This is a genomic window from Asticcacaulis sp. P4_H10, from assembly GCF_056400965.1.
Window position 1 is genome coordinate 191,540 of sequence record NZ_JBFUKH010000011.1, and the last position, 15,800, is coordinate 207,339.

The 15,800-nt window shown below is 61.3% G+C and carries 12 protein-coding genes and 1 tRNA gene; 6 read left to right on the forward strand and 7 right to left on the reverse strand.

Annotated elements, in window-relative coordinates; translation table 11 throughout:
* Positions 1–212: 212 nt before the first annotated feature.
* Positions 213–2,828, forward strand: a complete 2,616-nt coding sequence (gene topA, locus AC1DON_RS20395) for a type I DNA topoisomerase (protein ID WP_476936659.1) — start codon at positions 213–215, stop codon at positions 2,826–2,828.
* A 206-nt stretch (positions 2,829–3,034) separates the two neighbouring features.
* A complete protein-coding gene (locus AC1DON_RS20400) occupies positions 3,035–4,456 on the forward strand; it encodes an ArnT family glycosyltransferase (RefSeq protein WP_476936660.1) in 1,422 nt (473 codons plus the stop codon).
* Here AC1DON_RS20400 and AC1DON_RS20405 read toward each other — a convergent pair.
* On the reverse strand, positions 4,453–4,887 hold the full coding sequence (locus AC1DON_RS20405) for an OsmC family protein (protein WP_476936661.1): 435 nt from the start codon (positions 4,885–4,887) through the stop codon (positions 4,453–4,455). The genes AC1DON_RS20400 and AC1DON_RS20405 overlap by 4 nt on opposite strands.
* Positions 4,888–5,285: 398 nt before the next feature.
* Between AC1DON_RS20405 and AC1DON_RS20410 the strand changes: the two genes are divergently transcribed.
* Positions 5,286–6,848, forward strand: a complete 1,563-nt coding sequence (locus tag AC1DON_RS20410; protein WP_476936662.1) for an ABC-F family ATP-binding cassette domain-containing protein — start codon at positions 5,286–5,288, stop codon at positions 6,846–6,848.
* Here the strand turns inward: AC1DON_RS20410 and AC1DON_RS20415 are convergent.
* The 3 genes from AC1DON_RS20415 to AC1DON_RS20425 are packed head-to-tail and all read right to left on the reverse strand — an operon-like array spanning position 6,823 to position 9,223.
* Entirely contained in the window at positions 6,823–7,641 is an 819-nt protein-coding gene (locus tag AC1DON_RS20415) for a kinase (protein WP_476936663.1), read from the reverse strand. The two genes, AC1DON_RS20410 and AC1DON_RS20415, sit on opposite strands and share 26 nt — an antisense overlap.
* Positions 7,625–8,596 (reverse strand): 2-hydroxyacid dehydrogenase, encoded by a 972-nt coding sequence (locus AC1DON_RS20420; RefSeq protein ID WP_476936664.1) that lies wholly within the window; start codon positions 8,594–8,596, stop codon positions 7,625–7,627. Before AC1DON_RS20420 ends, AC1DON_RS20415 begins: the two co-directional genes overlap by 17 nt.
* 36 nt (positions 8,597–8,632) lie before the next feature.
* Positions 8,633–9,223, reverse strand: coding sequence for an RluA family pseudouridine synthase (locus tag AC1DON_RS20425; protein WP_476936665.1), 591 nt, complete (start codon positions 9,221–9,223; stop codon positions 8,633–8,635).
* Between the two features lie 299 nt (positions 9,224–9,522).
* Here AC1DON_RS20425 and AC1DON_RS20430 point away from each other — a divergent pair, with 299 nt between their 5' ends.
* The 3 genes from AC1DON_RS20430 (at position 9,523) to AC1DON_RS20440 (ending at position 13,589) form a co-directional block, all read left to right on the forward strand.
* Complete coding sequence (locus AC1DON_RS20430; RefSeq protein WP_476936666.1) at positions 9,523–10,062, forward strand: RNA polymerase sigma factor; 540 nt, start codon at positions 9,523–9,525, stop codon at positions 10,060–10,062.
* Between the two features lie 181 nt (positions 10,063–10,243).
* On the forward strand, positions 10,244–11,248 hold the full coding sequence (locus tag AC1DON_RS20435; protein ID WP_476936667.1) for a FecR family protein: 1,005 nt from the start codon (positions 10,244–10,246) through the stop codon (positions 11,246–11,248).
* Positions 11,205–13,589 (forward strand): TonB-dependent receptor, encoded by a 2,385-nt coding sequence (locus tag AC1DON_RS20440; RefSeq protein ID WP_476936668.1) that lies wholly within the window; start codon positions 11,205–11,207, stop codon positions 13,587–13,589. The genes AC1DON_RS20435 and AC1DON_RS20440 overlap by 44 nt, the downstream gene beginning before the upstream one ends.
* Positions 13,590–13,592: 3 nt before the next feature.
* On the opposite strand, the gene AC1DON_RS20445 is transcribed toward AC1DON_RS20440, so the two are convergent.
* The 3 genes from AC1DON_RS20445 to AC1DON_RS20455 form a co-directional block, all read right to left on the reverse strand.
* Entirely contained in the window at positions 13,593–14,273 is a 681-nt protein-coding gene (locus tag AC1DON_RS20445; RefSeq protein ID WP_476936669.1) for a M23 family metallopeptidase, read from the reverse strand.
* 141 nt (positions 14,274–14,414) lie between these two features.
* On the reverse strand, positions 14,415–15,425 hold the full coding sequence (locus AC1DON_RS20450; RefSeq protein WP_476936670.1) for a cupin-like domain-containing protein: 1,011 nt from the start codon (positions 15,423–15,425) through the stop codon (positions 14,415–14,417).
* 237 nt (positions 15,426–15,662) lie between these two features.
* Positions 15,663–15,739, reverse strand: a tRNA-Met gene (locus tag AC1DON_RS20455).
* Positions 15,740–15,800: the final 61 nt, after the last annotated feature.

Sequence of the window (15,800 nt, forward strand, 5' to 3'; positions counted from 1 at the left end):
GGAGAAGATCACATTCATGCGGGCATTTCAATAATTGCATACCCAAAGTTGTGCGCACACTTTTGTAAAGCCGTTGACATAGGCGGAATCGATTAGCATGTATGCGGGGCTCCGAAACCAGTGCGCCGCTGTTGCGCCCCGCCGGTTTTGCCTCCCCCACGAATGTTTCGTGTCGAGCTTTGAACGTTTGTGTTCGCCTGCCAAGAGATTTCATGACCGTCGTTATCGTCGAGAGCCCTGCCAAGGCCAAAACCATCAACAAGTATCTCGGCAAGGGTTATACCGTGCTGGCCAGCTTCGGCCACGTCCGCGACCTGCCGTCCAAGGACGGCTCGGTGAAGCCCGATGAGGACTTCGCCATGACGTGGGAGATCGACGCCAAGGCGAACAAGCGCCTCAGCGACATCGCCGACGCCGTCAAGAACGCCGACCGCGTGATTCTGGCGACCGACCCGGATCGTGAAGGTGAAGCCATCTCGTGGCACGTCCTGGAGGTGCTGAATAAAAAGCGCGTTCTGAAGGAAAAGCAGATCGAGCGCGTCACCTTCAACGCCATTACCAAATCGGCGGTGCAGGAAGCTATGGCGGCGCCGCGCCAGCTCGACATGGAACTGGTCGAGGCCTATCTGGCCCGCCGCGCGCTCGACTATCTCGTCGGCTTCACCCTGTCGCCTGTCTTGTGGCGCAAGCTGCCGGGCGCCCGCTCTGCCGGTCGCGTCCAGTCGGTGGCACTGAAGATCGTCGTCGACCGCGAAATCGAGATCGAAAAGTTCAAGACCGAAGAATACTGGACGGTCGACACCCAGGTGTCGTCGTCGACGGCGCCGTTCACCGCGCGCCTGTTCCAGCTGAACGGCAAGAAGCTGGGCAAGTTCGACATGCCGAACGAAGCCGCCGCCTTTGCCGCGCGCGATACGATTCAAAAGTCGACCTTCGCCATCGAGGACGTCGAACAGAAGCCCGGCAAGAAGTCACCACCGCCGCCCTTCACCACCTCGACCCTGCAACAAGAAGCGTCACGCAAGCTCGGCTTCTCGGCCACGCGCACCATGCAGACGGCCCAAAAACTCTACGAAGGCGTCGATATCGGCGGCGAAACGACCGGCCTGATCACCTATATGCGTACCGACGGCGTCTACGTCGAACCCGGCGCCATCGCTGAGATGCGCAAGGCCATCGGCGAGCGTTTCGGCGCCTCCTACGTGCCGTCCGAGCCGCGTTTCTACAAGGCCAAGGCCAAGAACGCCCAGGAAGCCCACGAAGCCATCCGCCCGACCTCGGTCTATCGCCGCCCGGAAACCCTGCGCCTCGACGGCGACCAAGCGCGCCTCTATGAGCTGATCTGGAAGCGGACCATCGCTTCGCAGATGGAATCGGCGCGCGTCGAAAACACCGTCATCAACATCCTGTCCGCCGACAAGCAGACGGGCCTGCGCGCCACGGGTCAGGTCGTGACCTTCGACGGCTATCTGGCCGTCTACGAAGAAGGTAAGGACGACGACGGCGATGAGGAAGGCGGCCGCCTGCCCGCCGTCAAGGCCGGCACAGCTGCGCAAGTGCACGAGGTCAAGCCAGCCCAGCACTTCACCGAGCCACCCCCGCGCTATTCGGAAGCGACCCTGGTCAAGAAGATGGAAGAACTCGGCATCGGCCGTCCCTCGACCTACGCCTCTATCCTGAGCGTGCTGCGCGACCGTGACTATGTCCGCATGGACAAGAACCGTTTCATCCCGGAAGACAAGGGCCGCCTGGTCACTGCCTTCCTCGACCAGTTCTTCAAGAAGTACGTCCAGTACGACTTCACCGCCGACCTGGAAGAAAAGCTCGACCTGGTCTCCGACGGCAAGCTCGACTGGAAGGTATTGCTTCGGGAATTCTGGAATGATTTCCACGCCGCTGCCGAAGGGATGACCGAGCTTCGCGTTTCCCAGGTTCTGGATACGTTGAACGAGGCGCTTGGCCCGCACATCTTCCCGGACAAGGGCGACGGCACCAATCCGCGCGCCTGCCCGACCTGCGGAAACGGCCTGCTGAGCCTGAAGACGTCGCGCTTCGGCGCCTTTATCGGCTGCTCGAACTATCCGGAATGCAAGTACACGCGCAAGGTCGGCTCGCCCGATGCGCAGGGAGACGACGGCGTCGCTGGCGATCAGGAACTGGGCACCGATCCGGAAACCGGCAAGATCGTTGCCATGAAGATCGGCCGCTTCGGGCCTTACGTACAACTGGGTGAAGCCGAGTCGAAAGACGACAAACCCAAGCGCGCGTCGCTGCCGAAAGCATGGCCGCCAGCCAGCATCGATCTCGATCGCGCGCTGAAGCTGCTGACCCTGCCGCGTCAGGTCGGCCAGCATCCGGAAGACAGCAAGCCGATCGTGGCGGGTCTGGGGCGCTTCGGGCCTTTTATCGAACACGCCGGCACCTATGCGAACCTTTCCGGAATTGATGAAGTGTTCGAAGTCGGCATCAACCGCGCAGTGACACTGCTGGCGGAAAAGCGCGCCGGTGGCGGCGGCAAGGGCCGCGCCTCGGCTGTGGCGCCTCTGCGTGAACTGGGCGAGCATCCGGACAGCGGCGACAAGATCCAGGTCATGTCCGGCCGCTATGGGCCGTACATCAAGTGCGGCAAGGTCAATGCGACCCTGCCCAAGGACGTGACGCCCGAGACCGTGACCATCGAACAGGCGCTGGACCTGATCAACGCCAAGGGCGGCGTCAAGAAGGCTGCCGGCAAAAAGGCGCCTGCAAAGAAAGCAGCGCCCAAGACAACGGCGGCGAAGAAACCCGCCGCCGCCAAGAAGGCGCCGGTGAAAAAGAAGACGGCTTAAAGTAAGAAACCCCACCACCATCTGCTCCGCAGATGGTCCCACTCCCCAACAAGTTGGGAAGGTATAAAGGGAGAGACCGCTTTCTTATACCTCCCTGGCTTTGCCGGGGAGGGGGACCGCACGAGTGAGCCATCGGCAGATGGCGAGTGAGATGTGGTGGTGGGGTTTCTTACTTCCTTGCAAACCCCTCTCTGCCAAAGACGCCCGTGCCTGAAATCCTGCAGCGCCTCAAAACTATCCCCTATCTGCCAATCATTGTCGGCCTGACCGTTCTGCGCCTCATCACGGCCAGTGTCAGCGGACTGGTGCCGGACGAAGCCTATTACTGGCTATGGGCGCAGCATCCGGCAGCCGGATACTACGACCACCCACCGATGGTGGCGTGGTGGATCACCGTCAGCACAGCCATTTTCGGCCACACACCTTTCGCCGTCCGCCTGCCCTTCATCCTCAGCTTCCTGGCCTTAAGCTGGCTGATGTTCGACGCGGCGCGCGTCCTGCTCAACGAAGCCGTCGCACGCCGGACATTGCTGTGGCTCAATGCTTGCCTGCTGCTCAGCATTGGCTCTGTCATCGCCACGCCCGATCCGCCATCGGTGCTGATGTGGGGCGCAGGCCTGTGGGCGCTGGCAAGGCTGATCGCATCCGGCCAGGGATATTGGTGGCTGATCTTCGGCGCGTTTGCCGGGCTTGGCGTCGAAGCCAAGTACACCAACCTGTTCTTAGGTGTCGGCGTCGCCGTCTGGGTCGCCATCAACAAGGATGCGAGACGCTGGCTGCTGACGCCCTGGCCCTATCTCGGCGGCATCGTCGCGCTGATCGGCATGGCTCCAAACCTGGCGTGGAATCTGGCGCACGACTTCGCCACCTTGCAAAAGCAGTTCGGCCGCATCGAAGCCGGTCAGTTTACGCTGAGCTACCTCGTTGAATTCCTGCTGTCGCAGCCCCTTCTTCTCAATCCGCTGATCTGCGCCTTTGCTGCCGCCGGTGCAGGCCTGTGGTGGCGCGATCGGTCCGACACCCGGCTGGCCCTGCTGATCGCCCTCCCCTTGCCACTGATCGTCTACATGCTAACGCACGTTTTCCATGACCGCATTCAGGGCAATTGGCCAGCGCCGATCTTTCCCGGTCTCGTGCTATTGGCCGCCTATGCCGCCGAAACACACTGGCCGCGCCTGCGCAGTTGGACTGCCCCCGTGGGCATTACGATCAGTGTGATAGCCCTGACGATCCTGTCTTTAAGCAGTGTGCTGAAACTCCCGGGTGCCGCAGGCTTAAGCATCGGCTGGGATAAGGTCGCCGCAGGCGTCCGACAAAACCAGTCCGGCGCCACCTTCATCGCCACCACCGACTACAACACCCAGGGCGAGCTGAGCTTCCACCTGCATGACCTCCCCGTCGTCGGTATGGTCGAGCGCGAACGCTACACTTGGCCGACATCGGACACAGCCGGTCAAACCGCGCTCATCATCGTTCAGGCGCGGCGGTCGATAAATCTGGATGTCTGTTTTGAGGATGTGCGCGAACTGGCAACCGTATCGCGTCTTGAAAAGCCCAATCCGAAATCGGATTTCAGGCTCTACAGCGGGCGGCTGAAAACCGCCCGCTGCGAACTCGTCGAAAACTAGGCCAGCGTCGCTTCCAGCGTGATCGGCACAGCCGACAGCGCCTTGGAAATCGGGCAGTTGGCCTTGGCGCCATCGGCGATTTGGGCGAACTGAGCCTGGTCGATGTTCGGGATCTTGGCCGTCAGCTTGAGCGCAATCGCGGTAATCGAGAAACCACCGTCGCCCGGTGTCAGTGTCACTTGCGCGTCGGTATCGATGCTGTCGGCGGTAAAGCCCGCATTGGCCAGCGCAAACGCCAGGGCCATCGAGAAGCAGCTCGAATGGGCCGCAGCAATCAGTTCTTCGGGGTTCGTGCCGGCCTTGCCGTCAGCGTTTTCAAAACGCAGCTTGAAGCTATAGGGCTGGCTGTTCAGCACACCCGACTGGGTCGTCACCGTGCCTTCGCCTTGCATGCCATTACCGGCCCAATGGGCCTTTGCCGTACGCAACATCGGAGACTCTCCTGTTTTTCTAAAAGATAAGGGAGCCACGTTCTAGACCGGCGTGCGCAGGTGCACAATTAAAGATTCTGCAAAAAAAATGCCCTCCGGGATGGACATCCGGAGGGCCAATTTGAGATCGCACGGTAGGGATAGGCCGTCGATCATAGGGGGCAACCGGGAGGCGCTGCCCAAACCATGGGAAAGTTTTAGCGCAACGTCGCATCACCTTCCCATGCGAATAGAAACTTCAAAAGATCAGGAATCGATAAGCCCGTTATCTGAATCAAACTTGCTATTTGTATCCGCAGTGACTATGTGGCGGTTCGAAGCGCAACCGGAGTTCCGCAGACCATGTAATTTTTCCCGACAGAGACACGCCCTTTTGTTGTTCTCCTTCAGGAATTTCCATGTCTGCTATTATCCTTCGTGACCTGTCGTGGTCGCTCCGGGACGGCCGCGCGCTGTTTTCCCACCTTGATCTCACCTTCGACGCCCACCGTACCGGCCTGATCGGCCGCAATGGTACGGGTAAGTCAACGCTTCTCAGCCTGATCAACGGCGATCTGCCGCCACAGTCCGGCACCATCACGATCGCCGGAACGCTGGGGACTTTACGCCAATCCCCTCCCCCCGGCGCAACCGTGGCGGATCTGTTCGGCGTCACCGACGCCCTTGCCGTCTTACGCCGCGCCGAGTCTGGCGAAGCCACCGAAGACGATCTCGGCAATGCCGACTGGACGCTGGAAGACCGTCTGGCAGAGGCCCTGGCGCGTCTTGGTCTGGAGGTTGATCCCGACACCGCGCTCGATCGTTTATCCGGCGGCCAGCAGACGCGTGCCGCTTTGGCGGCACTAACCTTCCATGCGCCGGACATCCTGCTGCTTGACGAACCGACAAACCATCTCGATCGGCAGGGACGTCAGGCCGTCCTTGACCTGTTAAGCGGCTGGCGCAAAGGCGCGGTCGTCGTCAGCCACGACCGCGAACTGCTGGAGACCATGGATGCGATCGTCGAACTGACCTCGCTCGGCGCGACATCCTACGGCGGCAACTGGAGCCACTATCGCACGCGCAACGCCCAGGACCTCGCGGCTGCACGGCACGACCTGGAACACGCGGAAGCCTATGCGGCCGATATCGCCCGCACCGCGCAGGTGACCGCCGAGCGCAAGGCCCGAAAAGACAGCGTCGGGCGAAAGAAAGCTGCGAAAGGTGACGCCCCGAAAATCCTGCTGGGCATGATGAAGAACCGCAGCGAGAACACGTCCGGCGGCAATGCCCGGCTGGCCGAACGCCAGCGTGCCGAAGCTGACACCGCGATAACTGCGGCACGGCAGCGTATCGAAGTGCTGCAACCTTTTGCCGTCACCCTGCCGGCGACTAACCTGCCGTCGGGCCGAACCGTCCTGAGGCTTGAGAACGTCACCGCCGGCTACGATCTGCCGGTTATCCGCGATTTCGATCTTCATATGACGGGGCCGGAGCGCATCGCGATCACCGGCCCAAATGGTTCAGGCAAAACCACCCTTCTCAACCTGATCACCGGCGGACTTGCCCCGCAACATGGCGTGCTCCAGATGACTGACCGCCTGGCACTGCTGGATCAACAGGTCGGTCTGCTCGATCCTTCCCTTCCCATCCGCGACAACTTTCGCCGCCTTCATCCCGACAGCGATGAGAACATCTGCCGGGCGGCTTTGGCACGCTTCATGTTCCGCGCCGATGCCGCCCTGCAAACCGTGGGCACTTTGAGCGGCGGCCAGCGTCTGCGCGCCGGACTGGCCTGCGTGCTGGGCGCCACGCCGCCCTGGCTGTTGTGTCTCGACGAGCCGACCAACCACCTCGACATCGATTCGATCGAAGCTGTTGAAGCCGGTTTGAAAGCCTATGACGGCGCTTTGATCGTCGTCAGCCACGACGAAGCATTTCTCGACGCCATCGGCATCACCCGGCGGGTGGCGCTTGGCTGATCACGCGCCGCCCCGCATCGAGCTTTAAAGTCAGATCGGCGCGGGGCGGCATTTCGCGCAGGATAGCCTGAGTCAGGCGCTCATAATGCAGGACAAAGCGTGCGACCTCGCTATCGGTCATAACGCGCGTGCCCGTACGGCCTTCGCGCTTCAACCGGTCGCGCAACTCGTGCTCGGCCTGTGTCCGCCATTCGGTCACAACGGTGAAATCGGGCGCAGCCAGCAGGATCAGACGGTCCATCTTGCTGAACAACTGCCGATACGGCCCCTTCAGCGCGTCATTGACGTGGCGGCGCCAGACGCCCTGCGCATCCAGTGTCGCTTCCAAATTATTGACCGGCTCGCGCAGTTCGTAATCGGCCTGCGGAATCGCTCCGATGCACCAGCCTTCAAACAGGATCAGATCGGCACCTTCGACCAATGGCCAATCGCCTTGTGGCGCCGGTTGATCACTGGCCTTGTCGAAGCGCGGCAGGTGCACCGGCCAGCCGGCTTTCAAGGCATCGAGCACCGCCTCGCCCAGCGCGACATCGTGCGTGCCGGGCACGCCACGTGTAGCGAACATTGGGCTGACGCTGTCCGCCAGCCGCACCCGTGCCTCGCGTGACAAATAGAGATCATCCAGTGACAGGACGGCGACACGCACGCCCCCCTCTTCGAAATGTTCCGCCAGACGCCGAGACAAAGTCGACTTGCCGGAGCCCTGCGATCCACAGATGCCGACAATCAAGGGCCTGGCCGCTTCCAGCCAGCCCTTAATTACCGGCGCGACGATCTCAAGCGATCCGGTCACGAGGGGCTTCGCCGCGGAAGAAGGCGTCGATATTGGTGGCGGCGCGCATGCCCATCTCGTTGCGCGTCTCGATCGTCGCGCTGCCGAGGTGCGGCAACAGGACGGCATTGTCGAGCCCAAGTAGATCCGGATGCACGACCGGCTCCTTTTCGTAGACGTCGAGCCCCGCCGCCCAGATGACGTTGTCGCGCAAGGCCTGGGCCAATTCGGCTTCATGGACGACCGAGCCGCGCGCCGTATTGATCAGGATCGCTGTCGGCTTCATCAGCCCCAGCAGGCGGGCATTGACCAGATGCCGCGTCGCTGCGCCGCCCGGGCAATGCATCGACAAGACATCCGACATTGCCGCCAACTCATCGAGGCTTTCGACATAGGTCGCGCCCAGCTCGGCTTCGATATCGGGCGCCACGCGGCTGCGGCTGGCATAAGCAATCTTCATGGACAGGGCCAGGCTGGCGCGGCGCGCCACAGCCTGAGCAATCCGGCCAAAACCGAACAGGCCCAGCGTCTTGCCCTGCAGCGACTGCCCCAGCATATGCGTAGTCCCCCAGCCCTTCCAGCCGTCGGCGCGCACCTGGCGCTCGCCCTCGCCGCCACGCCGGCTGGTCATAAGCATCAGCAGCAGCGCGATATCGGCCGTGGCGTCGGTCAGCACGTCAGGCGTATTGGCAACCACAATGCCGGCGGATGTCGCCGCCTGGAGGTCGATATGTTCGAAGCCGACTCCAAAATTAGCAATGACCTTTACCCGCGCGCCCGGCTGGCCCAGGATTTCCGCGTCAAGCTTGTCCGTCACTGTCGGGCACAGGCCGTCATAGGCCAGCATCGCCGCCTTCAGCTCGTCCGGGCTGAGCGGCTGGCCGGTACGATTGACGGTTACGTCATAGCGTTCGGAAATCCAGGTTTCGGCCGCTTCGGGCCACGGACGGGTCAGGAGAATCTTTGGCTTGGTCATGGCGTTTTCATAGCCGTCCGCTGCCTTCGGCACAATTCAGAATGGCGCCGGTGACACAAATGCCATCCGCTCCCCTGTCACCGGATGCGGCAACTCAAGCCGTTCGGCATGCAGCAACAGGCGCGGGCTTTTCGCGTTAATTTCCGGTGGCGCATACAGCGCGTCACCCACGATCGGATGCCCCAGTGCCAGCATATGGACACGCAACTGATGCGACCGCCCCGTTACAGGCTCGAGCGCTAAGCGCGTCGTCCCAGCCCCACGCGCCAGAACGCAATAGCGCGTCAAAGACGGTTTGCCGATTACATGATCGACCATCTGTCTGGGACGATTAGGCCAGTCGGTGATCAGCGGCAGGTCGACCTCGCCGGCGTCGGTGGCCATCTGCCCCGCCACAACGGCCACATAGGCTTTATCCGTGCGGCGATCGGCAAAGGCCATGGACAGGGTTCGGTGTGCCTCCGCCCCACGCGCCAGAACCATGACGCCCGACGTCGCCATATCCAGCCGATGCACGATCAAAGCATCCGGGTATTCGGCCTGAACACGCCGACTGAGGCAGTCCTCGCCGGACGGACCTTTACCAGGCACGCTTAAAAGGCCGTGGGGCTTATCCACGACCATCATGTGTTCATCTATATAGAGGAATCTCAACACCGGCGGACTGGCGCACATATCAGGATCGTGCGCAAGGTCCGCCGGCCTCTGAGAGAGGGGCGCCGGGGTCCCGACGGTCTACAGACCTCCCCGGCGCTCATGCAGGCTCGCACCGCCGCGCGCGTCCTACGATGAGATGACACCGTCCTCGGGAAAACCCCGTAAAAAAATATTGCGAAAAAATCATCTTTCTGTCGCGTGGCCTGCGGCTGCTTGCCAGTGAGGCTTTCAGATGCGACAAAGCCCTTATCAGGAGCCGAAATCCGACTGTGAAACCCGCCGCGCAGACCCAACTGCTGGAAGCCTATTTCGAGAAGCGCGTGCTTCTCGTCCGCTATTTCACGCGTCTGACGGCCGATTCCGCCATGGCGGAAGATATTGTCCAGGATCTTTATGTCCGCCTGTCGGGCATGACGTATGACACCCAGATCGGTGACCCTACGGCCTTCTTGTTCCGCATGGCGCACAATATTCATCTCAATCAGTTGCGGGCGCTCAGAAATTCCAGGGGGCGCGATGCCGCCTGGCAGGAACTGAGCGGCCACAGGGTCGGCGACGAGACCGCAGATGATGGCCCCTCGGCGGAGGACCAGGCCCACGGCCGGCAATTGATGCAAAGGCTGACGGCAGCGCTCGGCGAACTGCCCGAAAAGACGCAGAACATCTTTCGTCTGCATCGCTTCGAAAGCCTGACCCAGACCGAAGTCGCGACGAAGATGGATATGTCCCTGAGTTCCGTCGAAAAGCATCTGGCGACGGCGCTGCGGCACCTTACCGCCCGATTGCGGCCGCCCGGGGCGGGCACTTAAATTTGGTCGCATTTCCTGCGCCAAACCGGCGGCCACTTTGGCGGGAAATGCATTTGTTATTAGGTCGCATTTCCTGCGCCAAACCGGCGGCCACTTTGGCGGGAAATGCTCCGGGATAACAAAAGTACGGGTTACGGGCGTTCGCGGTGTCTTCATTGCAGAAAAGGCGAAACAGAGCACTATGTCGGGAAAACATGAAGATGCGTCGGTGATCGAGCTGGCGGCTGCCGTTTGGGCAGTGCGCAGCCAGAATACCGGCTTCCGTGAGGCGGATATCATTGCCTTGACGGAGTGGCTTGAGGCGTCGGATACGCACGCCGATGCCTATCGCCGTGCTTTGGGGCTCTGGATCGACGCCGGCGAAGCCGCGGAAGCGGCCACGCCCGTCGATAACGTTATCCACCTGTCCTCGCATTCACGTCCTGCGCCTAAGCGCCGCAACCTGCTGGGCTGGGGCGTCGGCGGGGCCGTCGCCGCCAGCATTGCCGCCGTTGTCGGCGTCTCGCTCTATATGACCCAGCCGGTTCCAAGCGAGACATACACCACGGCCAAGGGCGAACGCCGCGCCATCACCCTGGCCGACGGCACCAAGCTGATGCTCAACACCGACAGTCAGGTTTCGGTCGCGCTGGGCCGCAGCCGCCGCGAAGTTACCCTGACGCGCGGCGAAATTTCGGTCGAAGTCGCCGCCGATGCCCACCGTCCGTTCACGCTCGACACCGAAGACCTGCGCATCACCGACATCGGCACGGAATTCAACGTTCTGCGCCAGGACGAAGCCGTGCAGGTGACTGTAAAATCCGGCATGGTCAGCCTCAAGCCAGCTGCAGCCGGCAGCCAAGCCCTTACCGTGCAAGCTGGACAGCAAGGCATACACCGCACCGGCACCCTCACCAGCTCGCTGCAAAATGCTGATCCGCAACAGGCCTTTGCGTGGCGCACATCGCATGCTATCTATCGGGATCAACCGCTTTCGCTTGTCGTCAAGGACCTCAACCGGTACTTCGACAAGCCGATCGTCGTTGACGAGGAGACCGGAAAGCTCAGGCTTACGGCCATTCTAACCCTGGATTCGGAGCGTGCTGTTGTCGGGCGGCTGGAACAGTTTCTTCCGCTTGACGCGAAAGCGACGGACAAGGCTATTGTCCTTCGTCGCACTGCTGGCGATCGCCCAGGCGGCGCCTGAGGCGGCGCTTGCCGCTGATCCCGGCCCCATTGCCATCGACATCCCGACTCAGCCTTTCAACCAGGCCCTGGTCGCGCTTGCCCTGAAGACCGGCGTGTCGATCGGTGGTATAGATCCTGCCCGCTGCGGCCCCGTGTCCCGCGCCGTCCGCGGCCGCATGACACCCGAACGGGCATTGCGCGGCATGCTGGCCTCAAGCCAATGCGACGTCAAGCGCATCGACGCACGCACATTCCGCCTCGATCTCAGGCCGACGCCACCACGCGCGCCCGTCCAATTGTCGCCGGCGGAAGCCTTCGATACCGAGGAGGTGCTGGTCACACGGCGCCCGGTGCGTACCGAACTGCTGCCGCGCGCCGTCAGCGTGGTTTCAGGTGGCGCGATTATTCAAAACGATTTCGACCTCGCCAAGCTGGCGACGCGCGTTCCCGGCATGACGATCACCAATCTGGGCCCCGGACGCAACAAAATCATGCTGCGCGGTGTGTCCGACGGTATCCTGACCGGTCGTACGCAATCGACCGTTGGCCTCTATCTCGACGATTCCCCCCTTACCTACAACGCTCCTGACCCTGATCTGCTTCTGGTCGATGTCGCGCGCGTTGAAGTCCTCAAAGGGCCCCAGGGGGCGCTTTACGGCCAGGGCTCGCTGTCGGGCGTGGTGCGCGTGGTAACCAACCGGCCACGCCTCGATCGTTTCGAAGCCGACGTCGGCGCGGGGCTGGGCGTTACCGCAGGTGGCGACGCGTCCTGGCGCGCAACAGTAATGGCCAACGCGCCCTTGATTCGTGACACCCTGGCGGTGCGCGCCGTGGCCTATAAAGATGAGAGCGGCGGCTTTATCGAAGACGTTGTCGACGGCCGGGCCATCACCAACGCGACCCGCCGCGTCGGCGGTCGCGCCGCCCTGACCTGGGCGATCGACGATCGCTTCCAGTTGGAAACTAGTCTGGCCGCCCAGTCACTCTCCAGCGACAACAGCCAGTATGTGCTGGACAGCACGACACCTTTCCGCCGCCAGCTCGACGTCGCGGAGCCGCACGACAACCGCTTCCTGAATCTGTCGGTCGGCCTGGAAGGTAAGCTCGAAAAAGGCACGCTGAAGCTGTTCGTCAACCACCTGCGCCATGACATCAGCACGGGTTATGACGCCGCGCCGGTACGCACCCAACTGCTGTCGGGATCGGCCATCGCCCTGCCCTCAGCCGACGCGCTGCTTTACAATGAAGATCAGTCGCTGGAACTGACGACGGGCGAATTCAGCCTGATGTCGCCGTCCAATCAACGCCTGCGCTGGCTGATCGGCATGTTCCTGGCGCGCGCCGACGAAAACTTTCATCCCCGCCTGAGCGACGTCAACGGGATCAACGAAGCCTATGCAGAGATGCGGAGCGAACGCGTCGATGATCTCGCCGGCTTCGGACACGTTATATATGACTTCGCTCCCAAATGGACGGTATCGCTGGGGCTGCGCCTGACCGGCAGCCGGCGCGAAACATACAGCGTCATCCACGATGTCGCTTTGAACGGCTACGCCGCTTCCGCCGTTGTCCGCGAGGACACCTCCGCCAGCCGTTTCGCGCATACGCTTGTCATCAACTACACGGCGCGTGAAGGCATGATCTTCTACGCTCAAACCGCCGACGGCTTCCGGACGGGCGGGTTCAACACCCTGACACAAGGTACGGCGGCAGAGCCATCAACCTATCTCGGCGATGCATTGACGAGCCTCGAAGCCGGCATGAAGCTGAACACGCCGGACCGCAAGCTGCGCCTGACTGCGACCGCCTATCGCATCCACTGGCGCGACATCCAAAGCGATCAATGGCGCAGCAATGGTCTGCCCGTCACCGTCAACATCGGAGATGGCGTCAATACCGGCATCGAAGTCGAAGCCGACTGGCGCGTAACGACTGATGTGGTGCTGCATGGCGCCCTCCTGGTCAACGATCCAAAGCTGAGCCAACCCAATCCGCTTTATCTGGCGGATAAGGACAATGGCCTGCCTTTTATTGCCAAGCATTATTACGCACTCAGCGCTGACTGGACCCAGCATGTCCTGAACTGGAAAGTGCAAAACAGCGCGACTGTATCCTACCGCAGCCGGGCGCCGCTCAACTACGGGCCACTGCGCGACGTCTATACGGGCGGCTATGTCCTGCTGGACGTGTCGAGCTTCCTCGATCTTGGCCAGGTTCGCATTGGAGCGCGCGTCAACAACCTGACCGACGTGCGTACCAACAGCTTCGCCTACGGCAATCCGTTCAGCGTCAATGGTCCCCGCCAGATCACGCCGCTCAGGCCGCGCACCGTCTGGGTGTCCGTGAACCGCCAGTTCTAAACTTTACTGCGGCATCATTGCTGACAGAGGATTGACCGGCGTCAAGCCGAACGACTTCTTTGGCGTGTCGTAATTGCCGGTCAGGATTTCGTAATGGAGATGGACGGGGATCGGATTGTCCGAAGTATTGCCCATCAGGCCGATCTGCTGCCCCATGACGACCTCGTCCCCCACCTCGATAGTGTAGTCGAAACCGGCAAGGTGCGCATAACGGGTATAGATTCCACCGCCATGATTGATCACCACCATATTGCCGTAGTCTCCGCGGTAGATCATCTCCATGACTGTGCCGCTGCCGGCGGCCAGGACGGCAACGCCGTTGGGGTAATGATAGTCCACCCCCTTGTGCAGTCGGTCGTTACGCAGTCCAAAGCCCGACGACAGGCACGAGCCCGGCGCGGGGTTGACGGCCAGTGGCACACCGCCGACGCGGATAATGGCATTGAAGTTCTCGACCTTGTGCGATGTGTTCGCCGGCGGTGCGTTGCTGACGGTCATTCCGCCGCAGATATAGAGTGTCTTGGCAAACGCAGCGTCCGATCCTTGTGGCCGGTTGGTCGGCGTCGATGGCCGGCTGGTGGGGCGCTGAGGTTCCGGCGTGTAGTCCGGCGCGGTACTGCAGGCGGCTAATAGCAATAGCGCGGCAGCTACCGGCGAAACACGCTTGCACAGCGATATGACCATTGCCGCCTCCAACGCATATACCTGGATTGGGCAAGCTATCATCGGCAATGCACGTGGTCCAGCGTGAGAGCAGACCACAACTATGTGCCATCACCTGGAAATGTCAGCCGATGCTCCCCGTTCTCATGACGTGTTTTTGTCTTAAGCCTTCATCCCGTTGGCCAGCCCATTAAGGATCCCAGCACGCTGTTCCGGCGTCAACTCGCCCAGAAAACCACGCATAGCTTCGGGTATATGATCGGCGACCGGATCCGATTGGTGAAAAATGAAATGGTCGAACATCTCCTTCCACGCACGGTTCTGCGCGGGCGGCAGGTCGCGCACGGTCAGGATGGCGCTCATGAACGCCTGCATCGGTTTTACGGGTTTAGGCGCATCCAGACACTCCGCCGGATCCCACCAGTAATTGATCTGCATGTTAAAGGTCGCGTCCGACACGACCTGATGCCACCACATATAGGGCACGAATAAAACATCCCCGGGCTTCAGCTCCGCGATTTGCCCGGCCGCCAATGCTTCGCGCAATCTTGGGAACCGCACGAAATCCGGCTGGTCAATATTGGCCATCGAAGCGGGAACGCCCGACACAGTATGCTCCAGCGGGCCAATATAGAGATTCTTCGTCTGTTCCGGGGGAAACAGGATGAAGCGTTTGGTCCCGGCAACGGTGCAAACCAGATTGTCATAGAGGTCGAAATGAGTCTGGGTGATGGCCTGGTTGCCGATCCAGACACGCGGCTCGGCCTTGATGCCCGGCAAGCTGTTGGCTTCGGTTAGTCCCGGAAAATGCAGGTTCAGCGGCGCCGACTGCATATAGACTCTCTCAGCATTCTCCTCCCTTGCCAATACCCGCAGCCGCTCGAGAGCCGCCCCCACGGGCACGCCGCCTCGCTGAAAATTGAAGCCTCGACCGCTTTCGTCATAGAAGTAACGCCCGTCGCCTCCTGCTGCCTGTCGAAACACTTCAGCAGGTCGGCCGGCATCAAAGCTCTTTAGGTAGTCGATCAGAGCATCGACTGAAGGCTGGCGAACCAGGGGCCAGCCGGCTGCCGCGCCTCTGAATATTACGGGTGTGTCCCGGTCGGTCACCAAGGCGGCGATCTCGTCGCCGCGCACATTGTGTTGGGTTTCTACCGGCGTGAATGCAGTCATGGCCAACTCCGTCTTTGATCCTGCTAACTCCAAAGCGGATCAGTAGCAATCGTCCACCAGCATTTAAGCTTCAGCTTCTTGCGTGCCCCCTCCGATTACGAAGTTGGCATGCGGGTTTGCACCCCGGCGACGGACCATTTGGGTACAAAAAGGCGCGCCGAAGCGTATTTGCCTGGCGGTTGCGTCTGTTTGCTGTGATTTGGACGCAAAAAAGCCCCCTTGAAGGGGGCTGTTTTTTGGTTGCGGGAGCAGGATTTGAACCTACGACCTTCAGGTTATGAGCCTGACGAGCTACCGGGCTGCTCCATCCCGCGCCAAGAAGGCAGATATTGTAATGAAGGGTATGAGTGTGCTCAAAGAGCGAAGCGTTAGCAT

Excerpts from the sequence above, each read along its gene's own strand:
- topA (WP_476936659.1), top strand. The coding sequence starts at position 213 with ATGACCGTCGTTATCGTCGAGAGCCCTGCCAAGGCCAAAACCATCAAC.
- AC1DON_RS20405 (WP_476936661.1), bottom strand. The coding sequence starts at position 4,887 with ATGTTGCGTACGGCAAAGGCCCATTGGGCCGGTAATGGCATGCAAGGC.
- AC1DON_RS20410 (WP_476936662.1), top strand. The coding sequence starts at position 5,286 with ATGTCTGCTATTATCCTTCGTGACCTGTCGTGGTCGCTCCGGGACGGC.
- AC1DON_RS20420 (WP_476936664.1), bottom strand. The coding sequence starts at position 8,596 with ATGACCAAGCCAAAGATTCTCCTGACCCGTCCGTGGCCCGAAGCGGCC.
- AC1DON_RS20425 (WP_476936665.1), bottom strand. The coding sequence starts at position 9,223 with ATGATGGTCGTGGATAAGCCCCACGGCCTTTTAAGCGTGCCTGGTAAA.
- AC1DON_RS20435 (WP_476936667.1), top strand. The coding sequence starts at position 10,244 with ATGTCGGGAAAACATGAAGATGCGTCGGTGATCGAGCTGGCGGCTGCC.
- AC1DON_RS20445 (WP_476936669.1), bottom strand. The coding sequence starts at position 14,273 with ATGGTCATATCGCTGTGCAAGCGTGTTTCGCCGGTAGCTGCCGCGCTA.
- AC1DON_RS20450 (WP_476936670.1), bottom strand. The coding sequence starts at position 15,425 with ATGACTGCATTCACGCCGGTAGAAACCCAACACAATGTGCGCGGCGAC.